This window comes from Natronospirillum operosum, from assembly GCF_004768465.1.
GTDB classification, from domain to species: Bacteria; Pseudomonadota; Gammaproteobacteria; order Pseudomonadales; family Natronospirillaceae; genus Natronospirillum; species Natronospirillum operosum.
In genome coordinates this window covers 1,086,437-1,112,019 of the sequence record NZ_SRMF01000001.1, presented here as the reverse complement: position 1 = coordinate 1,112,019, position 25,583 = coordinate 1,086,437, and the positions used below count along the sequence as shown (strand labels likewise).

At 58.6% G+C, this 25,583-nt stretch carries 29 protein-coding genes and 2 tRNA genes; 23 read left to right on the top strand and 8 right to left on the bottom strand.

What is annotated here, in order from left to right:
* The 9 genes from E4656_RS05200 to E4656_RS05160 all read left to right on the top strand — a co-directional run bounded on the left by E4656_RS05200 (position 1) and on the right by E4656_RS05160 (position 7,099).
* The gene (locus E4656_RS05200) at positions 1–903 is read left to right on the top strand and encodes a prephenate dehydrogenase/arogenate dehydrogenase family protein (protein WP_135481765.1); all 903 of its coding nucleotides are present in this window, start codon (positions 1–3) and stop codon (positions 901–903) included.
* Between the two features lie 5 nt (positions 904–908).
* Positions 909–1,595, top strand: a complete 687-nt coding sequence (gene cmk / locus E4656_RS05195) for a (d)CMP kinase (protein WP_135481763.1) — start codon at positions 909–911, stop codon at positions 1,593–1,595.
* A 260-nt stretch (positions 1,596–1,855) separates the two neighbouring features.
* Positions 1,856–3,538: a 30S ribosomal protein S1 gene (rpsA, locus tag E4656_RS05190; protein ID WP_135481760.1), complete on the top strand. Its 1,683-nt coding sequence runs from the start codon at positions 1,856–1,858 to the stop codon at positions 3,536–3,538.
* 209 nt (positions 3,539–3,747) lie between these two features.
* Positions 3,748–4,041: an integration host factor subunit beta gene (gene ihfB, locus E4656_RS05185; protein ID WP_135481759.1), complete on the top strand. Its 294-nt coding sequence runs from the start codon at positions 3,748–3,750 to the stop codon at positions 4,039–4,041.
* Between the two features lie 3 nt (positions 4,042–4,044).
* Complete coding sequence (locus E4656_RS05180) at positions 4,045–4,293, top strand: lipopolysaccharide assembly protein LapA domain-containing protein (RefSeq protein ID WP_135481758.1); 249 nt, start codon at positions 4,045–4,047, stop codon at positions 4,291–4,293.
* 32 nt (positions 4,294–4,325) lie between these two features.
* Positions 4,326–5,480, top strand: coding sequence for a hypothetical protein (locus E4656_RS05175; protein WP_135481756.1), 1,155 nt, complete (start codon positions 4,326–4,328; stop codon positions 5,478–5,480).
* Positions 5,481–5,552: 72 nt separating this feature from the next.
* A tRNA-Glu gene (locus E4656_RS05170) sits at positions 5,553–5,628 on the top strand.
* Between the two features lie 2 nt (positions 5,629–5,630).
* Positions 5,631–5,706, top strand: a tRNA-Gly gene (locus tag E4656_RS05165).
* 193 nt (positions 5,707–5,899) lie between these two features.
* Positions 5,900–7,099: a Bcr/CflA family efflux MFS transporter gene (locus tag E4656_RS05160; RefSeq protein WP_135481755.1), complete on the top strand. Its 1,200-nt coding sequence runs from the start codon at positions 5,900–5,902 to the stop codon at positions 7,097–7,099.
* A 19-nt stretch (positions 7,100–7,118) separates the two neighbouring features.
* Here the strand turns inward: E4656_RS05160 and E4656_RS05155 are convergent, their stop codons facing one another.
* The 5 genes from E4656_RS05155 to E4656_RS05140 form a co-directional block, all read right to left on the bottom strand.
* Positions 7,119–7,598 (bottom strand): GNAT family N-acetyltransferase, encoded by a 480-nt coding sequence (locus E4656_RS05155; RefSeq protein WP_135481753.1) that lies wholly within the window; start codon positions 7,596–7,598, stop codon positions 7,119–7,121.
* The gene (locus E4656_RS05150; protein ID WP_135481752.1) at positions 7,567–7,857 is read right to left on the bottom strand and encodes a hypothetical protein; all 291 of its coding nucleotides are present in this window, start codon (positions 7,855–7,857) and stop codon (positions 7,567–7,569) included. Before E4656_RS05150 ends, E4656_RS05155 begins: the two co-directional genes overlap by 32 nt.
* 227 nt (positions 7,858–8,084) lie before the next feature.
* A complete protein-coding gene (locus E4656_RS20200) occupies positions 8,085–8,252 on the bottom strand; it encodes a hypothetical protein (RefSeq protein ID WP_167855943.1) in 168 nt (55 codons plus the stop codon).
* A complete protein-coding gene (locus E4656_RS05145; protein WP_135481750.1) occupies positions 8,245–8,661 on the bottom strand; it encodes a hypothetical protein in 417 nt (138 codons plus the stop codon). The genes E4656_RS20200 and E4656_RS05145 overlap by 8 nt, the downstream gene beginning before the upstream one ends.
* A gap of 274 nt (positions 8,662–8,935) precedes the next feature.
* Positions 8,936–9,160, bottom strand: coding sequence for a hypothetical protein (locus E4656_RS05140; protein ID WP_135481749.1), 225 nt, complete (start codon positions 9,158–9,160; stop codon positions 8,936–8,938).
* A gap of 209 nt (positions 9,161–9,369) precedes the next feature.
* Here E4656_RS05140 and E4656_RS05135 point away from each other — a divergent pair, with 209 nt between their 5' ends.
* Positions 9,370–10,194, top strand: a complete 825-nt coding sequence (locus E4656_RS05135) for a LysR family transcriptional regulator (RefSeq protein ID WP_135481747.1) — start codon at positions 9,370–9,372, stop codon at positions 10,192–10,194.
* A gap of 87 nt (positions 10,195–10,281) precedes the next feature.
* On the opposite strand, the gene E4656_RS05130 is transcribed toward E4656_RS05135, so the two are convergent.
* Positions 10,282–10,665: a VOC family protein gene (locus E4656_RS05130; protein WP_135481745.1), complete on the bottom strand. Its 384-nt coding sequence runs from the start codon at positions 10,663–10,665 to the stop codon at positions 10,282–10,284.
* 49 nt (positions 10,666–10,714) lie between these two features.
* Positions 10,715–11,320: an RNA polymerase sigma factor gene (locus E4656_RS05125; RefSeq protein ID WP_135481744.1), complete on the bottom strand. Its 606-nt coding sequence runs from the start codon at positions 11,318–11,320 to the stop codon at positions 10,715–10,717.
* 217 nt (positions 11,321–11,537) lie between these two features.
* Here E4656_RS05125 and E4656_RS20455 point away from each other — a divergent pair, with 217 nt between their 5' ends.
* The 11 genes from E4656_RS20455 (at position 11,538) to E4656_RS05070 (ending at position 22,585) form a co-directional block, all read left to right on the top strand.
* Positions 11,538–12,716 carry a methyl-accepting chemotaxis protein gene (locus E4656_RS20455; RefSeq protein WP_240753896.1) on the top strand — a complete coding sequence of 393 codons (1,179 nt, stop codon included), beginning with the start codon at positions 11,538–11,540 and terminating at the stop codon, positions 12,714–12,716.
* Positions 12,717–12,794: 78 nt separating this feature from the next.
* Positions 12,795–13,163: a response regulator gene (locus E4656_RS05115; protein WP_135481741.1), complete on the top strand. Its 369-nt coding sequence runs from the start codon at positions 12,795–12,797 to the stop codon at positions 13,161–13,163.
* Positions 13,160–13,450: an STAS domain-containing protein gene (locus tag E4656_RS05110; RefSeq protein ID WP_135481740.1), complete on the top strand. Its 291-nt coding sequence runs from the start codon at positions 13,160–13,162 to the stop codon at positions 13,448–13,450. Before E4656_RS05115 ends, E4656_RS05110 begins: the two co-directional genes overlap by 4 nt.
* On the top strand, positions 13,447–15,498 hold the full coding sequence (locus E4656_RS05105) for a chemotaxis protein CheA (RefSeq protein ID WP_135481739.1): 2,052 nt from the start codon (positions 13,447–13,449) through the stop codon (positions 15,496–15,498). The genes E4656_RS05110 and E4656_RS05105 overlap by 4 nt, the downstream gene beginning before the upstream one ends.
* A gap of 24 nt (positions 15,499–15,522) precedes the next feature.
* A complete protein-coding gene (locus E4656_RS05100; protein ID WP_135481738.1) occupies positions 15,523–17,148 on the top strand; it encodes a methyl-accepting chemotaxis protein in 1,626 nt (541 codons plus the stop codon).
* A gap of 12 nt (positions 17,149–17,160) precedes the next feature.
* Complete coding sequence (locus tag E4656_RS05095; RefSeq protein ID WP_135481736.1) at positions 17,161–17,715, top strand: chemotaxis protein CheW; 555 nt, start codon at positions 17,161–17,163, stop codon at positions 17,713–17,715.
* Complete coding sequence (locus tag E4656_RS05090) at positions 17,687–18,544, top strand: CheR family methyltransferase (protein ID WP_338089999.1); 858 nt, start codon at positions 17,687–17,689, stop codon at positions 18,542–18,544. The genes E4656_RS05095 and E4656_RS05090 overlap by 29 nt, the downstream gene beginning before the upstream one ends.
* On the top strand, positions 18,541–19,062 hold the full coding sequence (locus E4656_RS05085; protein ID WP_135481732.1) for a chemotaxis protein CheD: 522 nt from the start codon (positions 18,541–18,543) through the stop codon (positions 19,060–19,062). Before E4656_RS05090 ends, E4656_RS05085 begins: the two co-directional genes overlap by 4 nt.
* A complete protein-coding gene (locus E4656_RS05080; RefSeq protein WP_135481730.1) occupies positions 19,059–20,126 on the top strand; it encodes a protein-glutamate methylesterase/protein-glutamine glutaminase in 1,068 nt (355 codons plus the stop codon). The genes E4656_RS05085 and E4656_RS05080 overlap by 4 nt, the downstream gene beginning before the upstream one ends.
* Before the next feature lie 103 nt (positions 20,127–20,229).
* Positions 20,230–21,960, top strand: coding sequence for a PAS domain-containing sensor histidine kinase (locus tag E4656_RS05075; protein WP_167855942.1), 1,731 nt, complete (start codon positions 20,230–20,232; stop codon positions 21,958–21,960).
* Positions 21,953–22,585 carry a response regulator gene (locus E4656_RS05070; RefSeq protein WP_135481726.1) on the top strand — a complete coding sequence of 211 codons (633 nt, stop codon included), beginning with the start codon at positions 21,953–21,955 and terminating at the stop codon, positions 22,583–22,585. Before E4656_RS05075 ends, E4656_RS05070 begins: the two co-directional genes overlap by 8 nt.
* A gap of 21 nt (positions 22,586–22,606) precedes the next feature.
* Here E4656_RS05070 and E4656_RS05065 read toward each other — a convergent pair whose 3' ends face one another.
* Positions 22,607–23,533 (bottom strand): chemotaxis protein, encoded by a 927-nt coding sequence (locus E4656_RS05065; RefSeq protein ID WP_135481724.1) that lies wholly within the window; start codon positions 23,531–23,533, stop codon positions 22,607–22,609.
* Between the two features lie 196 nt (positions 23,534–23,729).
* Here E4656_RS05065 and E4656_RS05060 point away from each other — a divergent pair, with 196 nt between their 5' ends.
* Positions 23,730–24,719, top strand: coding sequence for an LLM class flavin-dependent oxidoreductase (locus tag E4656_RS05060; RefSeq protein WP_135481722.1), 990 nt, complete (start codon positions 23,730–23,732; stop codon positions 24,717–24,719).
* 179 nt (positions 24,720–24,898) lie between these two features.
* A complete protein-coding gene (locus E4656_RS05055; RefSeq protein ID WP_135481720.1) occupies positions 24,899–25,570 on the top strand; it encodes a glutathione S-transferase family protein in 672 nt (223 codons plus the stop codon).
* Positions 25,571–25,583: the final 13 nt, after the last annotated feature.

Below are 25,583 nucleotides of genomic sequence, written 5' to 3'. Positions count from 1 at the left end.
ATGACACAGGCAGAGCCGCAGCAGATCAATACACTGGGCATTGTCGGTCTGGGCCTGATCGGGGCTTCACTGGCCTCGGCCCTGCGTCAGCGTGGCGTGCCCCTGCGGGTGCTGGGCACGGACAGCCATGTCGAATCCGCACAGAAGGCCCTGGCACTGGGCTATATAGATGAGGTGGTCGACGCCCTGCCGGAACTCTGCAGCCGGGTTGATGTACTGGTACTGGCGACGCCGGTGCTGACTCTGCCGGCGCTGATGCAACAGTTGGCGCCGACACTGCACAATGGCACTACCGTGCTGACTGATGTCGGCAGTGTGAAGGGCAGTGTCCGTCAGGCGGCGCTGGATGTGTTCGGCACCCTGCCTGCCTGGCTGGTGCCGGGGCATCCGATAGCGGGCTCCGAATACAGCGGTGTGGACGCGGCGGACCCGTCACTTTACGATCGCCACCAGGTCATTCTGACGCCGGAAGTCGATACCGACCCGCAAGCCACGGCAGCGGTGCGCTGGCTGTGGGAGCAGGTGGGTGCCAGTGTGCAATTGATGACGGTAGACCGGCATGACGAAGTGCTGGCGGCGACCAGTCATCTGCCGCACCTGCTGGCTTTTGCTCTGGTCGACAGCCTGGCGCAGGAGTCCGAAAAGTACGAGATTTTCCATTATGCGGCCGGTGGTTTTCGCGATTTTACCCGTATAGCCGCCAGTGATCCGACCATGTGGCACGACATTTTTCTGGCCAATGACGAGGCCACACTGGACGTGCTGGACCGTTATATGGACCATCTGCAAACTGTCAGGCAGGCTCTGGCACAGCGGGACGGCAAGACATTGTCCGGGGTATTCAGCCGGGCCAAACATGCACGAGATTATTTTTCCCGTCTACTGGACGAGAGAGCAGGGTAGATACCATGGCAGGTCATGCAAAAGACAAGGCACCCGTGCTGACTATCGATGGTCCCAGCGGGGCCGGCAAGGGGACGCTCAGCCAACTGATGGCCAGCCGCCTGGGCTGGCATTTTCTCGATTCCGGGGCGCTGTATCGTCTGGCCGCACTGTCGGCGCTGAGCCACGGCATCGATCTTGATCGTGCCGAAGACGTGGCTCTGGTTGCCGCGCACCTGGATATTCATTTTGATCCCGACAGCGGCCAGGTGTTGCTGGAAGGCGATGACGTGACCCGGGTGCTGCGAACGGAAGAGACCGGCGGTGCGGCATCCCGCGTGGCGGCCCATACCGAGGTGCGCCAGGCGCTGCTCGAGCGCCAGCGCGCCTTCCGCGTGGCGCCGGGGCTGGTAGCCGACGGGCGCGATATGGGCACGGTAGTGTTTCCGGATGCCGAGCTGAAAATATTCCTTACCGCAAGTGCCGAAGAGCGTGCTCGTCGGCGTGTGGCCCAGTTGAGAGAGAGTGGCGGCGAAGCCGACTTCGAGGCCGTGCTGGCCGATGTGCAGGCCCGTGACGAGCGTGACCGCAACCGCAAGGACTCGCCGTTGATACCAGCTACAGACGCCATTACCGTCGACAGCACGCATCTGAATGTGGAAGCCGTGCTGGAAGCCATCATGGAGCAGGCGCGCGCCCGCGGCCTGTTTTGAAACAACTGCACGCACTGGCTGGTTTGCAGCCGACAGGGCCTGGTTTTCAGTGACCGTTCAGGCAACGGATAGCCCCTTTCAATCTTGCCCATAATCTGTACAATACGCCCCTTCTCTCCTGCAGGGGAGGAATTGGTGTGCCTGTCTGCTCTTATCCAGCAATGAGCAGGCACCGGTGCTTTGTTGGATTGACCCGGACGAGCTGGCGTGCGGAAAAGCTTGCATAGACAAGCCGTTGATCGATTAGGAACTGATAACACATGAGCGAAAGCTTTGCTGAACTCTTTGAAGAGAGCTTGAAGACTATTGAGATGGTGCCTGGCTCCATCGTTACCGGCGTTGTAGTCGCCATTGACGATGACTGGGTCACTATCCATGCAGGCCTCAAATCTGAAGGTGTTGTGCCACGCAACCAGTTCATCAACGAAGAAGGTGATCTGGAAGTCAACGTGGGTGACGAAGTCAAGGTAGCGCTGGATGCGGTTGAAGACGGCTGGGGTGAAACCCGCCTGTCCCGCGAGAAGGCCAAGCGCGCCGAGGCCTGGATCGACCTGGAAAAAGCCCATGAAGATGACGAAGTCGTCAAGGGTGTGATCAACGGCAAGGTCAAGGGTGGCTTTACCGTCGACGTCAAGACTGTTCGGGCGTTCCTCCCGGGCTCACTGGTCGACGTACGTCCGGTTCGTGACACCACGCACCTGGAACACAAGGAACTCGAATTCAAGGTCATCAAGCTGGACCGCAAGCGTAACAACGTTGTGGTATCCCGCCGGGCCGTGCTCGAGTCAGCCAACGCCGAAGAACGCGAAGAGCTGCTGGCCAACCTGCAGGAAGGTCAGACCATCAAGGGTATCGTCAAGAACCTCACCGATTACGGTGCCTTCGTTGATCTGGGTGGCGTTGACGGCCTGCTGCACATCACCGACATGGCCTGGAAGCGCATCAAGCACCCGTCCGAGATCGTTGCCGTCGGCGACGAGATCGATGTGAAGGTACTGAAGTTCGATCGTGAGCGTAACCGTGTCTCCCTGGGTCTGAAGCAACTGGGTGAAGATCCGTGGGTCGACATCAAGGCCCGCTATCCGGAAGACTCCGTGGTGACTGCCAAGGTGACCAACCTGACCGACTACGGCTGTTTTGCCGAGCTGGAAGAGGGTGTCGAAGGCCTGGTTCACGTCTCCGAGATGGACTGGACCAACAAGAACATCCATCCGTCCAAGGTTGTTCAGGTCGGTGATGATGTTGAAGTCATGGTACTGGACATCGATGAAGAGCGTCGCCGGATCTCTCTGGGTATCAAGCAGACTCAGACCAATCCGTGGGAAGCCTTCTCGCAGAAGTACAGCAAGGGCGACCGCGTCAGCGGCACCATCAAGTCCATCACTGACTTTGGTATCTTCCTGGGTCTGGAAGGTGGTATCGATGGTCTGGTGCACCTGTCCGACATCAGTTGGCACGAGTCCGGTGAAGACGCTGTACGCAAGTACAAGAAAGGCGATGAGCTGGAAACCGTCATCCTGTCCATTGATCCCGAGCGTGAGCGTATCTCCCTGGGTATCAAGCAGATGGAAAGCGATCCGTTCGCGGAGTACGTGGCCATCAATGACAAGGGCAGCATCGTAACCGGCAAGATCATCGAAGTGGACGCCAAGAGCGCTACGGTCGAGCTGGCTGAAGATGTTACCGCGGTACTGAAAGCCTCCGAAATCAGCCGTGACCGTGTGGAAGACGCACGCAACATACTGAATGAAGGCGAAGAAGTCGAAGCCAAGATCATCAACGTGGATCGCAAGAACCGTGTTGTGGGTCTGTCCATCAAGCAGAAGGACATGGCCGACGAGAAGCAGGCCGTTCGTGAGCTGAAAGAGAAGACTCAGGAAGCCTCTGGTCCGACCACTATCGGTGATCTGATCAAGCAGAAAATGCAGGACCGCGAGCAGTAAAACTGCGCCGCGTTACCTGTCAGGAAAAGCCGGCTTTATGCCGGCTTTTTTTATGGATGCTCTTTCCCGGTGGTCGGAAAAACAGCCCATTCCGAAAAAATTGCTTGCAAATGAACAGGTTGCGTTTGTCATGGGAAGCGATTAGTCTGTACACAGATTAGGCGGACCCCGAAATCCGGGTGTCCGAATCATCCGCTTCAGGAGGCGAGATGACCAAATCGGAACTGATTGAACGCATTACGGAACGACAACCCCACCTCTCTTCCCGGGATGTGGAATTGTCGATCAAGACCATTTTGGAACATATGGCAGAAGCGCTCTCCGACGGTGAACGGATAGAGGTACGCGGTTTCGGCAGTTTCTCACTGCACTATCGCTCTGCCCGCCAGGGGCGCAACCCCAAGACCGGTGAAGCCGTGTTGCTGGACGGCAAGTATGTACCCCATTTCAAACCCGGCAAGGATCTGCGTGAATCCGTCAATCTGTCCATCAGCCAAGAGTAATTCATGAAATCTGTCATTGGTGCCCTGGCTCTGGTGGTCCTGCTGCTTGCAGGTCTGGGCCTGGGCTTGTCTAATACGACACCGGTCCCACTCAGTTTTATGGGTCTGTCCACGCCGGCATTGCCATTTTTTGTCTGGCTGTTGCTGGCCATTGCGCTGGGCGCCCTGCTCAGTGGTATGCTGGCATGGCTCCGGCAAAGAGCCCTGCGGCGCGAGATCAAGCGACTCAACAAGGCGCTTGATCGGCGCTGAGACAACCCAGTGATTACCTGTCTGAGGTGAGCGTGCCCTTATTTCAGTGGACCCAGGTCCTTCTGCTCTGTGCCCTGTGCCTGGTGATCGGTTATGTGGCCGCGAGCAGTCGAGCCCGTTGGCGCAGGAACCTGAAGCCGCCGGAACAGCAGCCTGCAGGTCGCCTTTTTCCCCGTTCCCATGAAACGCCCGCCACAAGAGTGCTGGAGGAACAGTTCCATGCCGGCAAACTGGGTTTTGATGAAAGCCTGGAGCTGGCGGATACCTATCGGCGCCAGGGTGACATCCAGGGTGCAATCGATATCCACCAGTCTCTCTACGGCCGGCCGGGCCTGCATTGGCGCAATATGCAGCGGGCCCAGTTCGAGCTGGCACGGGATTTTTTCCAGGCCGGCATACTGGGCCGGGCAGAGGACCTGCTGCGCTCTCTGGTGGCGCAGAATGGCGAACAGACCGAAGAGGCCGTGCGGCTGCTGCTGAAAATCTATCAGCAGGAGCAGGACTGGGAAGAGGCGGTAGAGCTGTTTGAAAGCCATCGCAGCCTGGCTCAGGGTGACCTGCGCTGGGAGCACGTGCACATGTTGTGCGAGCAGGCCGAAACAATGCTGCTCCGGCAGCCTGATCGAGCTCGGGTGATGGCGCGGCAGGCGCTTCAGGTGCTGGAAGACTCGCAGCGACCCGTGCTGCTGTTGATGCGCCTGGCCATGCAGCAGCAGCGGTGGCGCGAGTTCAATCGGCTGGTACAAAGCTATCTCACACAGCCGGAAAGCCGAATAGACCTGTTTCGGCCTATCGCCAGAAACGCTGTTCTGCAATATCCGGAACAACAGCGCACACTGCTGAATACATTGCAGAAGTACAACCATCAGCCGGAGGTTCGCCTGTTGCAGGGTGAACTGCTGTTTGAGTCCGGTCTCAGTGATCAGGGCATTCAACTGGTGGAAAGTGTGCCGCTGAATGAAGACACGCTGGCATGGCGACTGGACCACCTGGCTCATTGCTCCGGTGATGAAGACCTGAAGCGTCTGAGCGAGGAACTGAAAGCCTCATTCGCGCAGCAGAATCGCTACCAGTGCTCCCACTGCGGGTTCGAGTCGGCAGCTCACTACTGGCATTGCCCGCAATGTGAGCGCTGGGAAACCCTGCAGCCGATGCGCTATCAGAAATCAGGTAAGTTGTTGATTTGATTCATCTCATGCTGAAAAACCATTGACAGCTGCCAGCCTGCCTCGTAAACTTCGCAGCCGTTGAAGGGTTGCGTCCCCTTCGTCTAGTGGCCTAGGACACCGCCCTTTCACGGCGGTAACAGGGGTTCGAGTCCCCTAGGGGACGCCATTGCGGGAATAGCTCAGTTGGTAGAGCACAACCTTGCCAAGGTTGGGGTCGCGAGTTCGAGTCTCGTTTCCCGCTCCAAATTAGTAAAGTCGGTCTCGAACCGGTTTTCGTTGATCATAGCGACCCCAAGGGGTCACGACCGGGGCGCCGGCCGGTTGAGTCTCGTCCCAATCCAAATTCGAAAAGGCAGCCAAGCGGCTGCCTTTTTCGTTTCCGGCAACAGACAGTGGGGCAGCCCTCTTTGGGCTGCATCTTGACACAGGAAATCTTCATGTCCGCTTCACCCCGGTTTCTGGTACTGATACTCGCCTTGCTGCTGGGCTTGCAGCCACTGACGACTGATCTGTATCTGCCGGCGCTGCCTTTCATAACCAGCAGCCTGGAAGCCAGCCTCAACCAGTCGCAACTGACACTGTCGGCACTGATGATGGCGTTCGGGGCTTCGCAACTGATCTGGGGGCCGGTATCCGATCGCTACGGACGCCGCCCCATCCTGCTGGTCGGGCTGGCTGCCTACACTCTGGCTGCCATTGCCGCTGCGCTGGCCCCCTCCATGGAGCTGCTTATTATGTGGCGGGTCGTACAAGGCGCAGCCATGGGTGCGGTCGTCATGTGCGCCCGCGCTCTGGTCAGGGACCTGTATGATAACCCGGTGGAAGCCGCCCGCATCATGAGCCAGGCCCTGACCGGGCTCGGTGTGGCCGCCTGTGTCAGCACCCCCATCGGAGGGCTGATCACAGCCTGGCTGGGCTGGCGGGCGGCACTGCTGTTTCTGGTCATCATGGGTGCGATTACTCTGGCTGTTATTGCCTGGCGCATCGACGAAACCCTGCGCGCGCCGGATCATGATTCACTGCGACCTGCGAGGCTCTGGCGCACCTGGTCCACCATACTCGGCAACCACACCTTCTGGTCTTTCTCGCTGCTGCAGACCGCAAGCTACGGTGGCCTGTTTATCTTTCTGGCCTCCTCGTCCTTCGTGTTTATCGAGTATCTGGGCATGAGTACTGCCGCCTACGGGGTACTCATGTTCTCTACGGCGATCGCCTACATCGGCGGTACGCTGCTGTGCCGGCGTCTGCTGCTGAGACTTTCGGTACAGCGCACTGTGGCGTTGGGTGGTCTGCTTTCCATAACCGGCGGCTCCCTGATGGCGTTGTTCGCGCTTGCAGGCTGGCACAACCTCGCTGCACTCATGCTGCCGTTCTATCTCTACATGATCAGTCATGGTATCAACCAGCCCTGTGCTCAGAGCAGCGTGATGATTCCCTTCCCCAAGGCGGCCGGCGCAGCCTCTGCCCTCAGTGCATTCGTCATGGTGGTGGGGGCGTTCATTATCGGCCAGTGGCTCGGTCAGGCCATGAACGGCAGTGCCACGCCCATGGCGCTGGGTATCTGGCTTTCCAGCCTGGCGGTAGCGGCCACTTCCTGGGGCCTGGCGGCTCGGGTCGACCTTTACCGGCCGACCTGAACAGGGAACCGGATAATGTCTAGAACACCAAGGCCATCAGGTAATCATCAATATAGTTGGGTGAAGATGAGCGCTTGTAAAACTTGCGGAGTGTCCCTTCATACTCAAACCCCATCTTTTTGTAGAAACGAACAGCTTTTTCGTTGTCGCTTTCCACAATGATTTCAATCCGCAGTATGCCTTGGTTGCGCAGTTCAGTTATTTCATTTTCAAGCATTTCCTTCGCCATACCTGTTCCGTGATGCTTTGGTGCCACTGCGAAGGTACCTATGTATGCCACATGGCTGGCCCTGCCCGGATACCGATCTGCTTTATAGAAGCCTGCGATACTGTTGTCCGTTTCGTACACGTAGAACGCTTTGCTACTCAGTAACTGCGAATAGACCCCAATAAACTGGTCCATTTTCATCGGATCATGGCCGAGATATGGATTAACCGCTTCATCCATATATATGGAGAAGACTGATTCAATATCTTCTTTTCTGGCGCTTCTCTTCATGAATGACCTCCTCGAATTCCACCAGTATTTCCTTGCCGCTTTCTGACTTCTCCACCAGCACAGGGCCTTCAAAGGCCTTTGCCATGAACTCTATATCTTCCTGCAGCTCTGGAAGTGTTTCGCCCATTGGGGCAATGGCTGACGCCGTCCAGGCTTCGATGTTATGGTCGTCGCTGTAATAGACCTCATGGATGTGAAAGGTCTCTGTTTCACTTTCTTCGTGGTATCTCCGGATAACCCGATAGTTCCAATATGACATGGCAACATTCCATCGCTGTGCTTTGAGATATCAACGTATGCGGCAGGGGGCGATGTCGCCGTGCCCGGGGTGCACAGGCCATGCTTGTTGCCCCAAGGCTATAGTTCGCGACTTGGCCAAGGGTTTCTGATAGATGCATTGCTCCAAGTACGCTTTGGCCTCGGACAGGTGGCCTTGATGCAGGGCAATCCCTGCGGCAATGAACGGAAGCTTCTCTGCAACTTCATTCAGTTCCGTGTCAGATCCGGCTGACCACCAGAAGTCTCGTTGATAACAAGCACAAGCTCTTCCAATGCACTGTTGAGTGCCGAGGCTATTTCCGGGTGATTGGCCACGCCTTCAGTGTCGAGGCCGCTGCCGGCAACGGGAACGCTGACACAGGCCTTCTCAGGCACCTTTGACCTCAATGTACCACCTTGGCTTCATTTCATTGAAATCGGTGCGAACATTGGAAGGCAGGTAACTTGCCGAATCCAGGACAAGGTCCTGCCCATCTGCACGCTTGAAGACAACCCAGTGCCAGAAGTCTTTGCCGTTCTCCTGATGGTGCTTTATCGACAGCAGTGCCAGGTCAGGCAGCTCGCGCCATGACGCGAAGGGAATTTCGGTGGGGGATGTCTCAATGCCGGCCCATGCAAGCATCTGCCTCACATGCCGGGTATCGGACCACAGTGACTGATCGTCAGCATGGATGCCCATGGCATTTGCTATAGCCTTCATTTCCGAATAGGTTTTGCCCAGAATGTTGGCAACCGATGCAATGCCGCATCCTGTTGTCTCTTCCTGAATCACCGGATTGGTCACAGAACTCTCCTTGATGTATGGCGCCGGCAAGGGGCTTAGCTGACAGGTGTGTGCAGACAGACCCCTTGTCGGCACTCGCGTGCCTTGCTACAGGGGCATGAGGAAGGGTTGTGCGGCGGACACGCTACCGCCCGGCCGGGTGAAATGGCTTGCCAATCCTTCGGTGCAGTTGTCGACGCGCCTTGTCGCGGTGGTGCCCTTGAACAGGGCACCAGATTTAGCCGTTCAGCGCTCCATTTGCAAGTGTGGTTTCCGGGGAATGCTATCTGGTTCACTACTCCGAGCGTTCCTGCCGCAAAGCGTGATCAAGTCTGCACATCATTCCCCGGAAGGCTTTTCCGCTTGCCCGAATGACCTTCATGATCCAGTGGCACAGGCGGCAATAGTTCGAACCGTGGAATTCCATGAAGTGATCTTCCTCAATCTGCTCGCGGGTCCGCCTGCCCTGCGGAAACGGTACCTGACCGAATCCCAGTCCTAGTGGTTCATTATCTTTCATGATGGTCTCCTGGTTTATTCAGCTGTTGAAATGGCCTTGGGCAGTCTCTGGATAATCGGGTCAGGTATTCGGCAATCGACATGTCCGTTAACCTTTTGCCCCAAAAATGATGAGTTTCAGGCTTATTTCGATCATCCAGTTGTTGACTTGGGATCAGAGTACCGGATAGTTTTGATTAACAGAACGAAACGAAATGATCAGGTCTTTTCATGAATGAAACGATGGTGGAGTGGAACGATTTGCAGCTGTTCCTGGCGGTGGCGCGAGAGGGTGGGCTGTCGGCGGCCGCAAAATCAACCCGACGCAGCGCCGCCACACTGGGGCGGCGCATGCTTGCGCTCGAGCGGGGCATGGGGCGTGATCTCTTTGTCAGGCATGACCGTGGTTATGAACTGACTTTTGAGGGCAGGGCGCTACTGGAATCACTGACGGAAATCGAACCTCGAATCTACCGCCTGACGGCCCCGGCCAGGCAGGGCACTCGACCGCTGGTCAAGGTATCTGCCGGCACCTGGACCACTCTCCATCTGGTGCAGTTTATCGACCAGCTGACCGGCACGCCGCCTGACCTGCGGCTGCGGTTTGTTTCGGCAGAGGCGGTGCTGGACATCTCGCATCGCGAAGTGACGATAGGCTTTCGCAATCGCCGACCAACCGAGGAAGCACTGGTTTGTCGTAAACTGTGGCGGGTGGAGTTTGCGCCGTATGCCATGGAAGGCAGTCAGGATCGCTGGATCAAGGTGGTGGCCGATACGCCTTCGGCCCGCTGGCTGGAGCGTACCGTTGGTACCGATGCCATCTGTGAAGTGAATTCCCCGCGCAACAGCCTTGATCTGGCGCTGGCCGGGAAGGGCATCGCCCTGCTGCCGACCTTTATCGGCGCAGCACAGCCTCAGTTGCGCCGCCGGGGCGGCATCATCTCCGAACTGGGCCATGACCAATGGCTGGTGACCCATCAGGACGACCGCACTCTGCCCGAGGTGCGTCGCGCCATTGATAGGCTCTACAACGCCATGGAACAACCGGATATCTGAGCTGCCGTGCCCGATGAGGTCAGACCCTTCCCGGGGTCTGACCTGCCGGAGGGCAGCGTTCATGACGAGTGCATATCAACCCTGGGGCTATTCCAGGCTTCTGGGTTTTTCGGCCGACTGCCAAAGCCCCATGCAGAACCCATCCGGGTCGGAAAAATCAGCACTCCAGCCGCCCGGCGCTTCTTCGACAGGGGTCACGATCGTCACCCCTTTTGCAGAGAGCTGCGCCACAATGTCGTCGATGCCGCCCTCGGCGAGGTCGAAAATCAATGCGGGTGTGTTCCCTCTCTCGGCATCCATCTGGAAAAACACGACCTCGAGCCCCTGATCAAGGCTGCCCAGAAGCCAGAAGGGTTCAGCCCCTTCCTGGCGGACGAGACCAATACCGAGAACGTCATTGTAAAAGGCTTCGGTTCGGGCAATGTCCGAGACATAGAAGACGATGGAAGCGCGGTGTGGTTTGGGCAGCATTGAGAATTCCTCTCCGGTTATGGGTATGACAGGACACTAGTTGCCGCGCTCAGTGCTTTTGTGAGCTCTTGATAACAAAAAGATGTCCATCCGGATCATGACTGGCAAAGGTACCACCATGGCGGCGCAGAAAAGGTTGCAGGGCCTGTCGAATGGTTCCGTAAGCCAGATCCAGATTCAGGCTGGTCATGTCTGCAGGGATCGAGACCCCAATACGTACAAGCGCTTTTCTGAGACTGCGGATGCGCTGGCGCAAAGCGGTATCCGAGATATCGAGCAGATAGGAAATTTCAGCCCTGGTATGGCCGGACAAGGCCAGGGCCGCTGTGATCCTGAGGGCAGGTGCCAGGTTCTGGAGGAGGGGGCCGATAGCGACAGACTCGGTAGCGTCGGGCATATCCGCTGCCTCCGGGCGCTCGGCCTGCCAGCGGGTATCGCGCAGTTGCCGTCGGAGCGCCGAACGCGCATCAAAGGCTGCACGTCGCTTGATGGCCCCGGCCATCCAGCGCTGATCGTCAGGTGAAGAAAAGTCGTACCGTCCGGCCGCCAGAGCCGCGACCAGCACATCCTGTACTATGTCCTCCGCTTCATCGGGTCGCCTGGCATGCCGTCGCGCCATGCCCAGCAATCGGATATAAGCCGGTTTCTCGACCATGGGCGCCTGCCTTGTAAACTGGAAACAGAGGCTGCCAGTATAGTTGTCCTGATTACGGGTATACAACGCTGAAAACACCTGGCCGGGTTGGTGTTCCCCTGCCGGTAGTCCTTCCCCTACGCCCCCTGACCGGGCGCCCTAGTGAAATATCGGTCACGGGCGATTGTGGAGATTTCCCCCTGGCGAGAAGATGGCGCCATTCAAGAAGGGGTTGTCCGTGAGCAGTAGTCAACGTTTTCCCGATCGAACACTGATGGTCATTACAGCCGCTCCCGGCCTGCTGGCCATGGGCCTTGTGCTGTTTTTTCTGCCCGGGTGGTGGGCTCGGCTTGGCGCCATGCTGGCTCTGGGTCTGGCAACCGCTGTTGCCGTCGTTTCGGCTCGCACCCTCGTGAGACGATACTACCGGCCGCTGCTGGATCGTCAGCAGGCTGATGCTGAGCGGGTGGCAGAAGCCTCTGCCCCTGTCCGTGAAGCTCATGTGGCCCTGGGCAGGCAACTGCTGCCCACCTGGGCCCAGCACGTCGAAACCGCTCGCAGCCAGACCGAACATGCCATCAACGATCTCTCCGGCTGCTTCGGCAAACTGGCCACCGAACTCAGATTGTCCACCGAGATGTCGGGCGAAGTTGCCGAATCGCTGGAAGGCGGGATGGGCAGTTCCTTTGGTCAGGCGGAAAAGTCATTGCAGTCGGTCGTCGACAGTCTGAAGAATGCACTTGAGGAGCGCGATGGTCTCCTCAAACAGATCAATGGTCTGGATACCTTTGTCGACGAACTGGACACCATGGCGCAGGACGTAGCCACCATCGCCGGCCAGACCAACCTGCTGGCGCTGAATGCGGCCATAGAGGCCGCCCGGGCCGGCGAGCATGGGCGGGGCTTTGCCGTGGTCGCCGATGAGGTGCGCAAGCTCTCCAGCCTGTCCGCAGAAACCGGCGAGCGCATCAGTACCAAGGTGCGCTATATCGGTGATGCCATTCGCGCTGCGGTCAACGCTGCGCAGGACTCGCGGGGCCGGGACGGCAAATCCGTCGACACGGCCGAAGCCACCATAGGACAGGTGCTGACCAATTTCAGCAGCCTGGGTAACAGGTTGGTGGTCTCGGCAGAGTCACTGCGCCAGAGCAACCAGGAGGTCAGGTCCCAGGTCGAGAGTTCACTGATACAGCTTCAGTTTCAGGATCGCACTGGCCAGATACTGAGCCATGTGGTGGCCAGCATGGAGAGTGTTGCCCAACGCATTGGCAGTCGCGATGGCCAGGTGCTGGATGTGACAGCCGTCATGGACGACATGGAAGCATCCTATGCCATGGCAGAAGAGCGCAATAACCATAGCCAGGGCGGGCGACATGTCGCGGCGCCGGTGGCAACAGGCGAGATCACATTTTTCTAGGCGGTTTCGCCGCAGTATTCGATCGATTGCGCCGGCATTTTTGACCGGAACACATCGGCAGACAGTGAGGTTGTAGTTATGGGTAAAAGTATTCTGATCGTTGATGATTCTGCCTCCATACGGCAGGTGGTGTCCCTTACTCTGAAAAGTGCCGGCTTCGATGTCATCGAAGCCTGTGATGGCCAGGACGCACTGAACAAGCTCACCGGCCAGCGGGTGCATCTGATGATTTCGGACGTGAACATGCCGAATATGGATGGCCTGACCTTCCTGCGGGAGGTGAAGGCGCGTGCGGAATACAAGTTCACCCCAGTGATCATGCTGACTACCGAGTCGGCTGAAGACAAGAAGATGCAGGGTCAGGCCGGTGGTGCCAAGGCCTGGATGGTCAAACCCTTTCAGCCCGAGCAGATGCTGGTTGCCGTCAACAAGTTGGTGGGGCCATGAAGGATACTCTGCGTTTCAGTCCCGAGTCCGGCTGCCTTGCGGTCGTGGGTGAACTGACCATCTATCAGGCCAAGGCGGCGGCTGAAGGACTGCGCTCGGCGTTTGCCTCGGGGCAGTTGCGCCATGTTGATCTGGCGGCGGTCACCGAACTGGATGCGGCAGGTCTGCAATGGTTGCTGGTCGCCGCCCGCCTGACGGTCAATGACGGCGAACCTGTGACCCTGACCAATCACAGTGAGCCGGTGTGTGATGCCCTGGCGTTGGCGGGTATCGAGGTGTCGTCATGACGACAATGGCCACAGCACTGCAGACCTTTCTGGACGAAAGCCGGGAGCTGCTCTCCGACATGGAACTTCTTTTGCTGGCCATGGAGTCCCGCTCAGGTGAGCCGGAGTTGCAGAATGCCCTGTTTCGTTGCGTGCATACCATCAAGGGTTCGGCCGGCATGTTCGGTCTGGATCATGTGGTGGACTTCACGCATGTGGTTGAAAATGTACTGGACCGGCTGCGCGCAGGCGAGATCGCGCTGAGCAGAGATCTGGCCAACCTGTTGTTGCGCTGTCGGGACCATATCAGCCTGCTGGTAGAAGTGCCGGAGCCTTCAGAGGCCGCTGCCTTGCAGCCCGGCGGGGTTGTGCTGCTGGCGGGTCTGGAACCATTCCATTCCTGTGCGGGCAGCTCTCACGCACAGACTGACAGCACAGAGCCCGTTGCCGCAGAAGCCAGCCGCAAATGCCGGATCGACATTCGCATTCATGCCGATGCGCTGCGTCATGGCATGGACCCCCTGGGTTTTATTCGTTTTCTGGGCACGCTGGGTGATGTGGCTGCGGTGCGCACGCTGGAAGAGAAGCTGCCCGTCCTCGGGGATATGGATCCCGAGACCTGCTATCTGGATTTCGAGATTGACCTGGTGACCTCGGCTGATCGAATTGCCATCGAGAACATCTTTGAACTGGCCAGTGACCTGTACCAGATAGAGGTGCAGGATCAGTGTCCGGTTACCGAGGTCGACCCGGTAGCAGCACCGCTGCCAGCACAGCCCGATACAGATGAGTCGGTCGAGTCTGCGGCGCCGGGGGCCGAAGAGCAGGCCGACACGTCACAGCAGAACCGACGCCGCAAGCAGGTACAGCATTTCCGCATCCAGGCCGACAAGCTGGACAACCTGATCAATCTGGTTGGCGAACTGGTGATCTCTTCGGCGGCGGTCTCTCTGGGCGCCGAACAGTCGGGTGATACTCCGGCTCGGGAATCTGCAGCCAATCTCAACCTGCTGGTGGAAGCCATTCGCGACAGTTCACTGGATCTGCGCATGGTGCCGATCGGTGAGACCTTCCAGCGTTTTCAGCGCGTGGTAAGGGATGTGGCGTCCGAACTGGGCAAGGACATCGAACTGGTAGTCACCGGTGCCGACACCGAACTGGACAAGACGGTGGTGGAAAAGATCGGCGATCCGCTGACCCATCTGGTCCGCAATGCCTGTGACCACGGAGTGGAAGCACCGGCGGCGCGCAGTCAGAAGGGCAAGCCAACGCGGGGGCGGGTACATCTGAATGCATACCATGAGTCCGGCTCCATCATTATTGAAGTCAGCGATGATGGCGGTGGTCTGAGCCGCGAGCGCATCCTGGCCAAGGCGATGGAACGTGAACTGGTCAGACCGGATGCGGTACTGACCGATCAGGATGTGTTCAACCTCATCTTTGAACCCGGCTTCTCGACGGTAGAGCAGGTGACCAACCTGTCCGGACGTGGTGTCGGCATGGATGTGGTGCGTCGCAATATCGAATCCCTGCGCGGCACGGTCGAGCTGGTGTCTCCGGGTGTGCTCGGGGGGACCACCTTCCGCATCCGGTTGCCGCTGACGCTGGCCATCATCGACGGCTTCATGGCCAGAGTCGGAGATGCCACCTATGTGGTGCCGCTCGAAATGGTCGTGGAATGCACGGAACTGAGTGCAGAGCAGCAACTCGGTGCGGAGCAGCACTACATCAACCTGCGGCAGGAGGTGCTGCCACTGATACGACTGCGTGCACATTTCAAACTGTCCGGTGAGCTCCGAAAGCGCCAGAACATCATCGTGGTTCGTCACGGCGGCCAGAAGGCCGGTCTGATCGTGGATGAACTTCTGGGTGAAAACCAGACCGTTATAAAACCGCTGGGCGGCATCTTCTCCAATCTCAGAGGACTGTCCGGCTCCACCATTCTGGGCAATGGTCAGGTGGCACTGATCCTGGACGTACCGACGCTGATACAGCAGGTCGCCCGGCAAGAAGACGCCGCAAATCGCGGCTTTCAATCCCACGCCCGGCCCCGGCTGTCGGCGTCTTAAACGTTGTATTGTGGAGAAACACAAATGTTCAAGAATCTGAAAATAGGCACACGTCTGGGCATTGCCTTTGGTGCTGTGCTGCTGCTTTTGGCAACTGTCGCTGTGGTGTCTGCCGAGCGTTTGCTCACGGTCGACAGGATGGTGGAGAACCTTACCGGTCCGCAAATGACTCGAGTTGATCTGGGCAACGAGATCCGAGTCATGAACCTGAACAATGCCCGGGCCTCGCTGAACCTGCTGCTGACGACGGACCCGAATGAAGTGGACCGTTTGAATCGGCAGGTTGCCGAGGTTTCCGGGCGCATGAATACCGCTTACGACGAGTTGGATCAGTTGACTGTGTTTCCCGAAGGGCGGGCCCGCTTGAATGCGGTGCAGGACGCTCGTCAGGCCTATGCTCAAAGCAGACAGCAGGTCTTCGATGTGCTGGACAGTGGCGATCGCGAGGCGGCCTCAAGCCTGTGGATTACTGAAACCGCCTATGAACTCGACCATTACGTGGATGCCATTCAGCACTTCCTGGATTTCCAGGACCAGATGATTGCAGAGGCGGGCGTGGCCACGACGCGTCTGGTGGAAGTAGCAATGGTCATTGTGGCGGTACTGTCCGTGATTGCGCTGCTGATTGGCCTGGCCTTCGCCTGGTTGATTACCCTGGGTATCACCCGGCCGCTCACCGTTGCTGTCAATGCTGCCCGCCAGTTGGCTGACGGTGACATGACTGTTCGCATCAATGCCACCAGCCGTGATGAAACCGGCCAGTTGCTGGCCGCCATGGAAGCCATGGTCAGGAAACTGTCCCAGGTGATCAGCGAAGTCCGGGCCGGAGCAGACAATCTGGCTTCGGCGTCGGAAGAAGTCAACGCAACCAGCCAGTCCCTGTCCCAGGCGTCCAGTGAGCAGGCTTCCAGTGTCGAGGAAACCAGTGCCTCCATGGAGCAGATGACGGCTTCCATCAGCCAGAATACCGAGAATGCGTCCATGACCGATGGCATGGCCAGCAAGGCCGCCAAAGAGGCGGGCGAAGGCGGGGAGGCTGTCGACAAGACTGTCACTGCCATGAAGAGCATTGCCGAAAAGATCTCCATCATTGATGACATTGCCTACCAGACCAACCTGCTGGCACTGAACGCCGCCATTGAAGCTGCCCGCGCCGGTGAGCACGGCAAGGGCTTTGCCGTGGTCGCTGCCGAGGTGCGCAAGCTGGCCGAACGCAGTCAGATCGCCGCGCAGGAGATTGGTGAGGTGGCCGGGTCGTCGGTCGAACTGGCCGAGCGTGCCGGGCGCCTGCTGAATGAAATGGTGCCGTCGATCCAGAAGACATCGGACCTGGTGCAGGAAATTGCTGCAGCCTCCAGTGAGCAGTCTTCCGGCGTGGAACAGATCAATGGCGCCATGGAACAGCTCAATCAGATCACCCAGCAGAATGCTTCAGCCTCCGAGGAACTGGCGGCGACGTCCGAGGAAATGTCCTCACAGGCGGAACAGCTGCAGCAGGCCATGGGCTTCTTCCGGGTGAACGATGCACAACCGACCCGGCTGGAACCGGCCAGCAACAGCCAGGCAGCTCGCCCGCGCAAGGCCAGGGAAGAGGCTGAGCCGACCGTTGACGGCGACGAGTTCGATGCATCCACCTACGTGCGGTTCTGAGCAGGGGGTTTTATGAATCAGCCACAAACAAGCGCCGAGGATGTCCGCATTGCGGAGTCCTCGGGCGATCAGAATCAGTATCTGACTTTCCAGATTGGCCACGAGATGTTTGCGGTGGGCATACTGCACATTCGAGAAATTATCGAATACGGCAGCCTCACCACCGTGCCCATGATGCCGGAATTTGTGCGCGGTGTGATCAATCTGCGCGGCAGTGTGGTGCCGGTGATCGACCTGTCGGCCCGGTTCGGCCGGGGAGAAAGTACCGTCAACCGGCGCAGCTGTATCGTCATCCTGGAAGTGGAGGGCAGCACAGGGGACGAAGACCAGTTGCAGGAAGTCGGCATCATTGTCGATGCCGTCTCCGAGGTGCTGGAAATTCCTCCAACCGAGATCGAGCCTGCGCCCGGTTTCGGGGCCCGAATCCGGGCCGACTTCATTGCCGGCATGGGCAAGGTGCAGGGTCAGTTTGTCATCCTGCTCAATGTTGACCAGGCCCTGAACACCAGGGAGTTGGCCGAACTGGACTCAACTGTGGATGCGCCGCGAGATGGTTACGACAGCTGAAACGGGGCCAGTCCCTGTCGCGAGTGGGGTGTCCGCATTCAGCAATGCTGAATTCCGGCAGTTCCAGCAGATGATTTTTACGGAAGCCGGCATTCACATGCCGGCCAGCAAAAAGACCATGGTCGCCGGGCGTCTGTCGCGGCGGCTGAAGGCACTGCAACTGAGCAGCTATGGTGACTACTGGCAGTGCCTGCGCATGGACGCAGCCGAAAAGCAGACTGCAGTGGATCTGTTGACCACCAACGAGACCTACTTTTTTCGGGAGCCCAGGCATTTCGAGTTTCTGCGTGACCGAATACTGCCGGAGCAATCTCGGCAGCGTCCGTTCCGACTCTGGAGCGCGGCCTGTTCAAGCGGCGAGGAAGCCTACAGTTCAGCCATGGTGTTGACCGAGTGTCTGGGCAGCACCGGCTGGGAGATTCTGGCTTCCGACATCAGTACCCAGATGCTGGACCGAGCCAGAACGGGTCGATATCCCATGGCGAGAACCGACAAGATCCCGCAGCACAGCCTGAAACGTCATTGCCTGCGGGGCATCGGTCAGGCCGAAGGGACCCTGATGATAGAGCCGGCTCTGCGCGCCAGGGTGGCGTTTCGGCAGATCAATCTGAATACGGCCTTGCCGGCGGATACAGGCCTGTTTGACCTGATCTTCCTGCGCAATGTGATGATCTATTTCAATGCCGAGACCAAGCAGCAGATCGTGGCCCGGCTGCAGAAATGCCTGCAGCCCGGGGGGTACCTGATCATCGGTCATTCCGAGACGCTCAACGGTCTGCAGAGCGGATTGCAGGTGGTCATGCCCTCCATTTATCGGGCCAGGCCATGACGACGGTTTCGCACTCGGGTATCGACATTTTTCTGCATCCGGGAGAGTGGTATTTCGGTGATCGGCATACGCGCATCCAGACCACGCTGGGGTCCTGCGTGGCGGTCACGCTTTGGCATTCAAAACTGAAACTGGGCGGCATGTGCCACTACATGCTGCCTGGCAAGGAGCAACCGGGGGCGACACTCAATGCCCGGTACGGTCATGATGCGCTGCAGTTGCTGATGGCCGAGATCGGACGCCAGGGTACCCACCCGAGCAATTATGAAGCCAAGCTTTTTGGGGGCGCCAGCATGTTTGAGACAGGTCCGGGAGGAAGCTCTGTAGCCCGCAGAAACATCATGGCGGCCGAGGAGCTGGTGCAGCACCATGGACTCAGTGTGCTGGCCCGCAGCCTCGGCGGTTCCGGCTATCGGCAACTGGTATTCGATATTGCCACCGGTGATGTCTGGCTGCGGCAGGGCGAAGGTCGAACCGAGGAGGTCCAGGCGGGCTCGGTTTCAGGAGACGTGGCATGACGGGTCCGATCAGCGTGTTCATCATTGACGATTCTGCCGTTGTCAGGCAGGTACTGACTCAGGTGCTGGGGCAGGACCCGGGTATCCGCATTGCCGGCGTGGCCCCGGATCCCATTTTTGCACTGCAGAAAATGCAGAGCGACTGGCCGGATGTCATTGTGCTTGATGTGGAAATGCCCCGAATGGATGGCATCACCTTTCTGCGTAAACTGATGCAGGAACGCCCTACACCGGTTGTCATCTGCTCCACTCTGACTGAAAAGGGTGCCGACACAACCCTCCAGGCTATGGCGGCCGGAGCAGTCGACATCATCACCAAACCCAAAATTGGTCTCAAGGACTTCCTGCAGTCGGGCAGCCACCAGATGCTGCAGGCGGTCAAGGCCTCCGCTCGCGCCAGGCTTGATCCGGTGCACACCCAGCGTGCCGCGCCGCAGTCTCCGCTGCCAGCCTCTGTACCCAAAGCCATGAGTCACACCACGGACCAGGTGGTGGCCCTGGGTACATCCACCGGCGGCACCCATGCGCTGGAGGCAGTGCTGACCCGGTTGCCGGCAGACTGCCCGGGTATCGTGATCGTGCAACACATGCCGGAAAAATTTACCGCTGCCTTCGCCCATAGACTCAACCATCTGTGTTGCTGCGAGGTTCGGGAAGCGGTGGATGGCGACCGGGTGATTCCCGGCCTGGTGCTGCTAGCACCCGGTGGCCGGCATATGCAGCTGCGCCGCAGTGGTGCCCAGTACCGGGTCAGTGTGGTCGACGGACCACCCGTCAACCGGCACAAACCCTCGGTGGATGTTCTGTTCAGGTCGGTGGCCAGCGTGGCCGGCCGTAATGCGCTGGGCATCATCATGACCGGCATGGGCGATGATGGTGCCCGGGGGCTGCTGGCCATGCGCCAGGCTGGAGCCCATACCATTGCTCAGGACCGTGACAGCTGCGTGGTGTTCGGCATGCCGCGCGAAGCCATTGAACGTGGCGCTGCCATCGAGACTTTACCACTGTCGGCCATGGCCGCATCCATTATCGGCCGGAGCACATGCGGGCAGGAAGTTGGCTGACCGACCTGTCAAAAAGCGGGCTAACTGCTACAGTGAATCAGGCCACATGATAAAGGGAAAAGGGTGCTTCATGGTGCCGCAAATCAATGTCCTTCCAGGGGCGATGCTCAGAGTTGACCCCTCCGGCCGGATCATTGATATCAATGACGCCGGCAGAGAATTGGGCGTTCACTTTTCTCCAGAGCAGCAACTGGTAAGACTGTTGGCCCCGGCAGACTGGGGAAAACTGGCATCCCGCCTGGTTGCGAAGTATCGGATTCCGGAACAGGCCAGAGAGATCGAAGTGTGTTCCGAAAACAGGCGCTATCGGTTGTCGATCGCGGCCAGAGCGTGCTCTGACTGTTCCCGCTTTGTGCAGATCACCGACATCACGGAATACCGTTCATTGTCGGAACAGATTGCCATGAACGAGCAACGATACCGCTCGCTGTTCACCCAGAACCCGGATGTGGTCTGCAGCCTCGATCTGCAGGGGCGTCTCGTTGAGTGCAATCATGCCACCGAACACCTGACAGGCCATGCGCTGGAACAATTGCGCTGGAACCGCTGGGTGTCTCTTGTGGATACAGCGGATCGTGAGGCCGCACAAACCTGCTTTGAAGCTGCCCTGGTGGGCAACCCCTGCAGCCACCGGTGCAAAATCAGGAACCGGAGCGGGCGCAAGTTGGTGATCCAGGTAACCTACATGCCGATACTGGTTAATGATCAGGTAGCCGGCATTTTCTGTGTTGCGCGCGACAAGACAGAGCGGTATCGGCTGGAAGAAAGTCGTCGCCTGTTGCAGGCCTGTATGGCACAGGTGCAGGATGTCATCTTCATCACAGAGGCAGACCCCCTGGATGAACCGGGCCCCAGGATCATCTATGCCAATGAAGGCCTGGAACGCGTGACCGGCTACAGCCCCGAGGAGGTGCTCGGGCGGACCCCCCGCATGCTGCAGGGACCCGATACGGACCGCGCCGCCCTGGATCGGATTCGGGCCGCACTGGAAGCCCGCAAGCCCATCAAGGAGGTGGTGGTCAATTATTGCAAGGATGGCGAGCCGTTCTGGAACGAAATAGAGATTGTGCACATTGCGGCCGGGAATCCCGGGCAGAAGGCATACTTTGCTTCTGTACAGCGCGATGTCACCCGGATCAAGCAGCGCGAGGCGGCACTGCGGCAATCGCAGGAGGAGTTAAGACGTCTCAGTCGAGCACAGGAAGGCATGCTGGAGCAGGAAAGACGGCGTATTGCCAGAGATCTGCATGATGAGCTGGGCCAGACATTGACAGCACTCAAGTTGAACCTGGGCCTGACTTTGAGCGACCTGTCAGAGGTGCCGCAGGCAAGCCTGCAAAGGCTTGAAGGCTTGATTGGTCATGTGGATGGCGCGGTGGAAAAAGTAAGAGAAATCGCCGCCAACCTGAGGCCGGCAATGCTGGACGACCTGGGCTTTGAAGCCACTGCGGAATGGTTTCTGAACCAGTGTACGGATCGTGGCGGCCTGGAAGTGCGCTGGTGGTCAGGAACGGCGGGCACAGGTCGGGCAAAAGGGGAGGTTGCCACCGCCCTTTTTCGCATCCTGCAGGAGTGCATGACCAACGTCAGCCGTCATTCGAATGCCAGCTCGGTAACTGTTGACTATACAGAGAGGGCAGGCAGCGCCGTGCTTGAGATCAATGACAACGGCGAGGGGTTTGATCCGGGGCAGAGCAGGCCATTCGGCTTTGGTCTGCTGGGCATACGCGAGCGCGTGGCGATGCTGGATGGCACTCTGAACGTCGAATCGGCCATTGGCCGGGGCGTCCGCATCAAGGTGGAACTGCCCATGGAAGGCAAGGCTGATGATTAGAGTCTATATCGCAGATGACCACAGTATTGTTCGTGAAGGCATGCGGGCCCTGATTTCCTCAGCCCCGGATATGGATGTAGTGGGGGAGGCTCCTGACGGCGACATTGCCCTGCAGGAAGTTCCGTCTTGCCAGCCTGCGGTATTGCTGATGGATATGAGCATGCCCGGTTGTTCCGGTCTGGAACTGATCGAGAAGGTACGACGACGGGTACCAGAGACACGTGTACTGGTGCTGAGCATGCACCGGGAAGATCTTTATGCCACTCGAACCATCAGGGCGGGCGCCCATGGCTTCATAACCAAGACCAGGCCACCGGAAGAGATTCTTGATGCCCTGCGCAAGGTGGCAGCGGGCCAAGTCTACATTACGGCAGAACTGGCCAACATGCTGGCCATGGAGTCCATCACCGGCAGTGGGGGACAACAACCTCATGCCCAGTTGACCCGACGCGAATATGACATATTCCTTGACCTGGCCCGAGGCATGACTGTCGGCGATATCGCCCGCAAGCTCAATGTCAGTTCCAAGACCGTCAGCACCCACAAGGCGCGGCTGATGGAAAAGCTGGAAGCCGGGAGCATCTCCGACCTGGTCCGGTATGCGTTGTCACAGGATCTCCTGTAACCCGCACCGGAGTGGAGCAGATCAGGAAGCCAGGGCCGATCCCAGTCGGCCCTGAATGATCAGGGCCAGAGCCTGTGGGTCGAACTTGGTCAGGTAGGTGTCACAGCCCGAATTTTCCACCATGCTGCGGTTGAAGCGGCCATCGATGGAACTGTGCAGAATAACAAAGAGGTGGCGCAGTGATTCGTCTTCACGAATCTTGCGCGTCAGTGTATAGCCGTCCATCACCGGCATCTCCGCATCGGTTATCACACAAAGCAGCCGCTCGTGAACAGGCGTGCTGTCGTCAGCGAGTTCACGCAGAGCCCGCAGGCCTTCCGCGCCATCCTTGGCAGTGTGGATCTTCAGTCCGAACGGCTCCAGTGTGCGCCGGGTCTGGGTAATGGCTGTGGTCGAGTCGTCCACCATCAGAATCTCCTGACCATCCGCAAAGGCCATGATGGATTGATCAATGCTGTCTGCGGGGACATGGGTGTTTGGCGGCTGCACCGCAGCCAGGATACGTTCGACATCGATAATCTCGACCATGACGCCGTCAACATCGGCCACGGCAGTGAGAAAATTGGACCGTCCCGAACCCGGTGGGGGGCGCTTCATGGCGCTCCATTCAAGGTTGATGATCTTTTCCACCGAGCTGACCTTGAAGGCCTGGGCACTGCCGTTGAATTCGGTCACCAGCAGCTTGATATCTTCCTGCTTGTCCACCGGAGGGCGGCCGAGCGCCACCGCCATATCAAATACCGGTGTGGTCTGGCCGCGCAGATGGACTACCCCGATCACACTGGGGTGCTGCCCCGGCATCCTGGTCATGCCGGGCAGTGTCATCACTTCCCGGACCTTGAACACATTGATGCCATACATCTGATTGCCACTGGCCTTGAACAACAGCAGTTCAAGGCGGTTCTGGCCCGCAGCATTGAGGTTGGATGACTTCTGATCAATCGCCATGCGTGGCTCCCCTGGGCAAAAATGCAAGAAACCTGCTTGAAACCTTAGCATATTCTAATCCAAAGCAGGTACAAGCGGAGCATCAACGGGGTTCGGTACAGGCGGTCTCTTGCAATTCACCGGGTCCGCACCCACCTTCCGTCAGGACCATGGGTCCTTTTTTGGAATTCGAGGCAACAGTTGCCGAGGGGGTATTGTGCAGACCTATTCCATGCTTGATCTGGCGGTGATCACCGAGGGCAGTTCGGCCCGGGAGGCCCTGTTCAATGCCCGTGACCTGGCGCGCAGGGCAGAGCAGCAGGGTTATAAGCGGTTCTGGATGGCCGAGCACCACAACATGACGGGTATCGCCAGTGCAGCTACCTCGGTGGCCCTGGGCTTTGTGGCCGCGGGCACGGAGCATATTCGTATCGGTGCCGGCGGCGTCATGCTGCCCAACCACGCGCCGCTGGTGATTGCTGAGCAATACGGGACGCTGGCCACGCTGTATCCGGATCGGGTTGATCTGGGCCTGGGGCGGGCTCCCGGGACAGATGGAGCCACCATGCAGGCCCTGCGGCGTGACCCGCGCCACGCAGCAGACAACTTTCCGGACGATGTGCGGGAATTGCTGCATTATTTCGAACCGGCCGAACCGGGGCAGAAGGTGAGGGCGGTGCCGGGTGTTGGCCTGCGGGTACCGCTCTGGTTGCTGGGCTCCAGTCTGTACAGCGCCCAGTTGGCGGCAGCGCTGGGGCTGCCGTTTGCCTTTGCGTCCCATTTTGCGCCCACCATGCTGGGTCAGGCTCTGGCCGTCTATCGCGAGCGTTTCCAGCCTTCCCGGTATCTGGATCAGCCCTATGCCATGGCTGCCATCAATGTGTTCGCCGCCGATTCTGATGCCGAGGGCCGGCGTCTGATGACCTCTGTGGAACAGCAGTTTGTGCGCCTGATCAGGGGCAACCCGGGGCGGCTGCAACCGCCGGTCGATCATCCAGACGAGATCGGCACGCCCATGGAACGGGCGCAGGCCCAGCAGGCCCTTAGCGAGTCGGCAGTCGGTTCGGCAGACAGCGTTCATGCCTGGCTGCAGCGCTTTGTGGAGCGTACCCGGGTAGACGAACTGATGATTACCGGGCAGATCCATGATCATGAAGCGCGCTGCCGCTCATTCGCCATTGCAGCCGAGGCTCTGCGCGCCCTCTGATCTGTGCTTTGTGGCTGATCGATCGATGCAGTCGATCAGTCACATGTATAAAAATCATACAATAGCGGTGCTCTCCTCTGGGCTGACGGGCGTATCATCATCAGGAAACGCAGTAAGTTTCTCTTCACGCCACAACAACAACAGCGACTTGCCATGCAGAGCAAGTCTGGAGGAGCCTGATGAAACTCTATATGCACCCGGTCTCGCAGACCAGCCGTCCCATCCGCCTGCTGGCGGCAGAAAAGCAGTTGCCGGTACAGGAGGAAGTGGTTGACCTGATGATCGGCGCTCATCATGAAGAGCCCTTTGCTTCATTCAATCCCAGTCGGCAGGTGCCGGTACTGGTCGACGGAGACCTCAAGATCACCGAGTGCTCGACCATACTGAAGTATCTGGCTGACAAGCATCAATTACCGGAATACCCCACTGACTTCAAACAGCGTGCCCGCGTCAATGAAGTGATGGACTGGCTCAATACCGGCTTCTACAGAGACTGGGCCTACAATCTGGTCTATCCGCAGATTTTCCCGCACCACAAGCGCCCGTCCGAAGAAGGTCATCGGGTTACCATCGAATGGGGGCGCGAGAAATCACAGTTCTGGCTGTCCGTACTGAACGACTATTATCTGGGGCAGGGCAGCCAGTGGCTGGTCGGTGACCAGATGACCATCGCCGACTACATGGGCGCCGGTTATGTGGCGCTGGGCGAAATCATTCGTTTCGATCTTACCCCGTATCCGAATGTCACGGCCTGGCTGGCACGCATGAAGGCGCTGCCCAACTGGAACCCGGTCAGCGAGGTCATTGACGGCTTTGCCGGTTCGTTGCACGATCAAACCTTTATCAACTGAACGGAGCAGCCTG

What these genes read in the sequence shown, in the direction of transcription:
- E4656_RS05105 (WP_135481739.1), top strand. Translation starts at nt 13,447, where the DNA reads ATGACGACAATGGCCACAGCACTGCAGACCTTTCTGGACGAAAGCCGG.
- E4656_RS05075 (WP_167855942.1), top strand. Translation starts at nt 20,230, where the DNA reads ATGCTCAGAGTTGACCCCTCCGGCCGGATCATTGATATCAATGACGCC.
- E4656_RS05160 (WP_135481755.1), top strand. Translation starts at nt 5,900, where the DNA reads ATGTCCGCTTCACCCCGGTTTCTGGTACTGATACTCGCCTTGCTGCTG.
- E4656_RS05100 (WP_135481738.1), top strand. Translation starts at nt 15,523, where the DNA reads ATGTTCAAGAATCTGAAAATAGGCACACGTCTGGGCATTGCCTTTGGT.
- E4656_RS05180 (WP_135481758.1), top strand. Translation starts at nt 4,045, where the DNA reads ATGAAATCTGTCATTGGTGCCCTGGCTCTGGTGGTCCTGCTGCTTGCA.
- E4656_RS05115 (WP_135481741.1), top strand. Translation starts at nt 12,795, where the DNA reads ATGGGTAAAAGTATTCTGATCGTTGATGATTCTGCCTCCATACGGCAG.
- E4656_RS05095 (WP_135481736.1), top strand. Translation starts at nt 17,161, where the DNA reads ATGAATCAGCCACAAACAAGCGCCGAGGATGTCCGCATTGCGGAGTCC.
- E4656_RS05155 (WP_135481753.1), bottom strand. Translation starts at nt 7,598, where the DNA reads ATGAAGAGAAGCGCCAGAAAAGAAGATATTGAATCAGTCTTCTCCATA.
- E4656_RS05090 (WP_338089999.1), top strand. Translation starts at nt 17,687, where the DNA reads ATGCGCCGCGAGATGGTTACGACAGCTGAAACGGGGCCAGTCCCTGTC.
- E4656_RS05200 (WP_135481765.1), top strand. Translation starts at nt 1, where the DNA reads ATGACACAGGCAGAGCCGCAGCAGATCAATACACTGGGCATTGTCGGT.
- E4656_RS05080 (WP_135481730.1), top strand. Translation starts at nt 19,059, where the DNA reads ATGACGGGTCCGATCAGCGTGTTCATCATTGACGATTCTGCCGTTGTC.
- E4656_RS05140 (WP_135481749.1), bottom strand. Translation starts at nt 9,160, where the DNA reads ATGAAAGATAATGAACCACTAGGACTGGGATTCGGTCAGGTACCGTTT.
- E4656_RS05065 (WP_135481724.1), bottom strand. Translation starts at nt 23,533, where the DNA reads ATGGCGATTGATCAGAAGTCATCCAACCTCAATGCTGCGGGCCAGAAC.
- E4656_RS05070 (WP_135481726.1), top strand. Translation starts at nt 21,953, where the DNA reads ATGATTAGAGTCTATATCGCAGATGACCACAGTATTGTTCGTGAAGGC.
- E4656_RS05130 (WP_135481745.1), bottom strand. Translation starts at nt 10,665, where the DNA reads ATGCTGCCCAAACCACACCGCGCTTCCATCGTCTTCTATGTCTCGGAC.
- E4656_RS05110 (WP_135481740.1), top strand. Translation starts at nt 13,160, where the DNA reads ATGAAGGATACTCTGCGTTTCAGTCCCGAGTCCGGCTGCCTTGCGGTC.
- rpsA (WP_135481760.1), top strand. Translation starts at nt 1,856, where the DNA reads ATGAGCGAAAGCTTTGCTGAACTCTTTGAAGAGAGCTTGAAGACTATT.
- E4656_RS05150 (WP_135481752.1), bottom strand. Translation starts at nt 7,857, where the DNA reads ATGTCATATTGGAACTATCGGGTTATCCGGAGATACCACGAAGAAAGT.
- E4656_RS05055 (WP_135481720.1), top strand. Translation starts at nt 24,899, where the DNA reads ATGAAACTCTATATGCACCCGGTCTCGCAGACCAGCCGTCCCATCCGC.
- E4656_RS05135 (WP_135481747.1), top strand. Translation starts at nt 9,370, where the DNA reads ATGAATGAAACGATGGTGGAGTGGAACGATTTGCAGCTGTTCCTGGCG.
- E4656_RS05125 (WP_135481744.1), bottom strand. Translation starts at nt 11,320, where the DNA reads ATGGTCGAGAAACCGGCTTATATCCGATTGCTGGGCATGGCGCGACGG.
- cmk (WP_135481763.1), top strand. Translation starts at nt 909, where the DNA reads ATGGCAGGTCATGCAAAAGACAAGGCACCCGTGCTGACTATCGATGGT.
- ihfB (WP_135481759.1), top strand. Translation starts at nt 3,748, where the DNA reads ATGACCAAATCGGAACTGATTGAACGCATTACGGAACGACAACCCCAC.
- E4656_RS05085 (WP_135481732.1), top strand. Translation starts at nt 18,541, where the DNA reads ATGACGACGGTTTCGCACTCGGGTATCGACATTTTTCTGCATCCGGGA.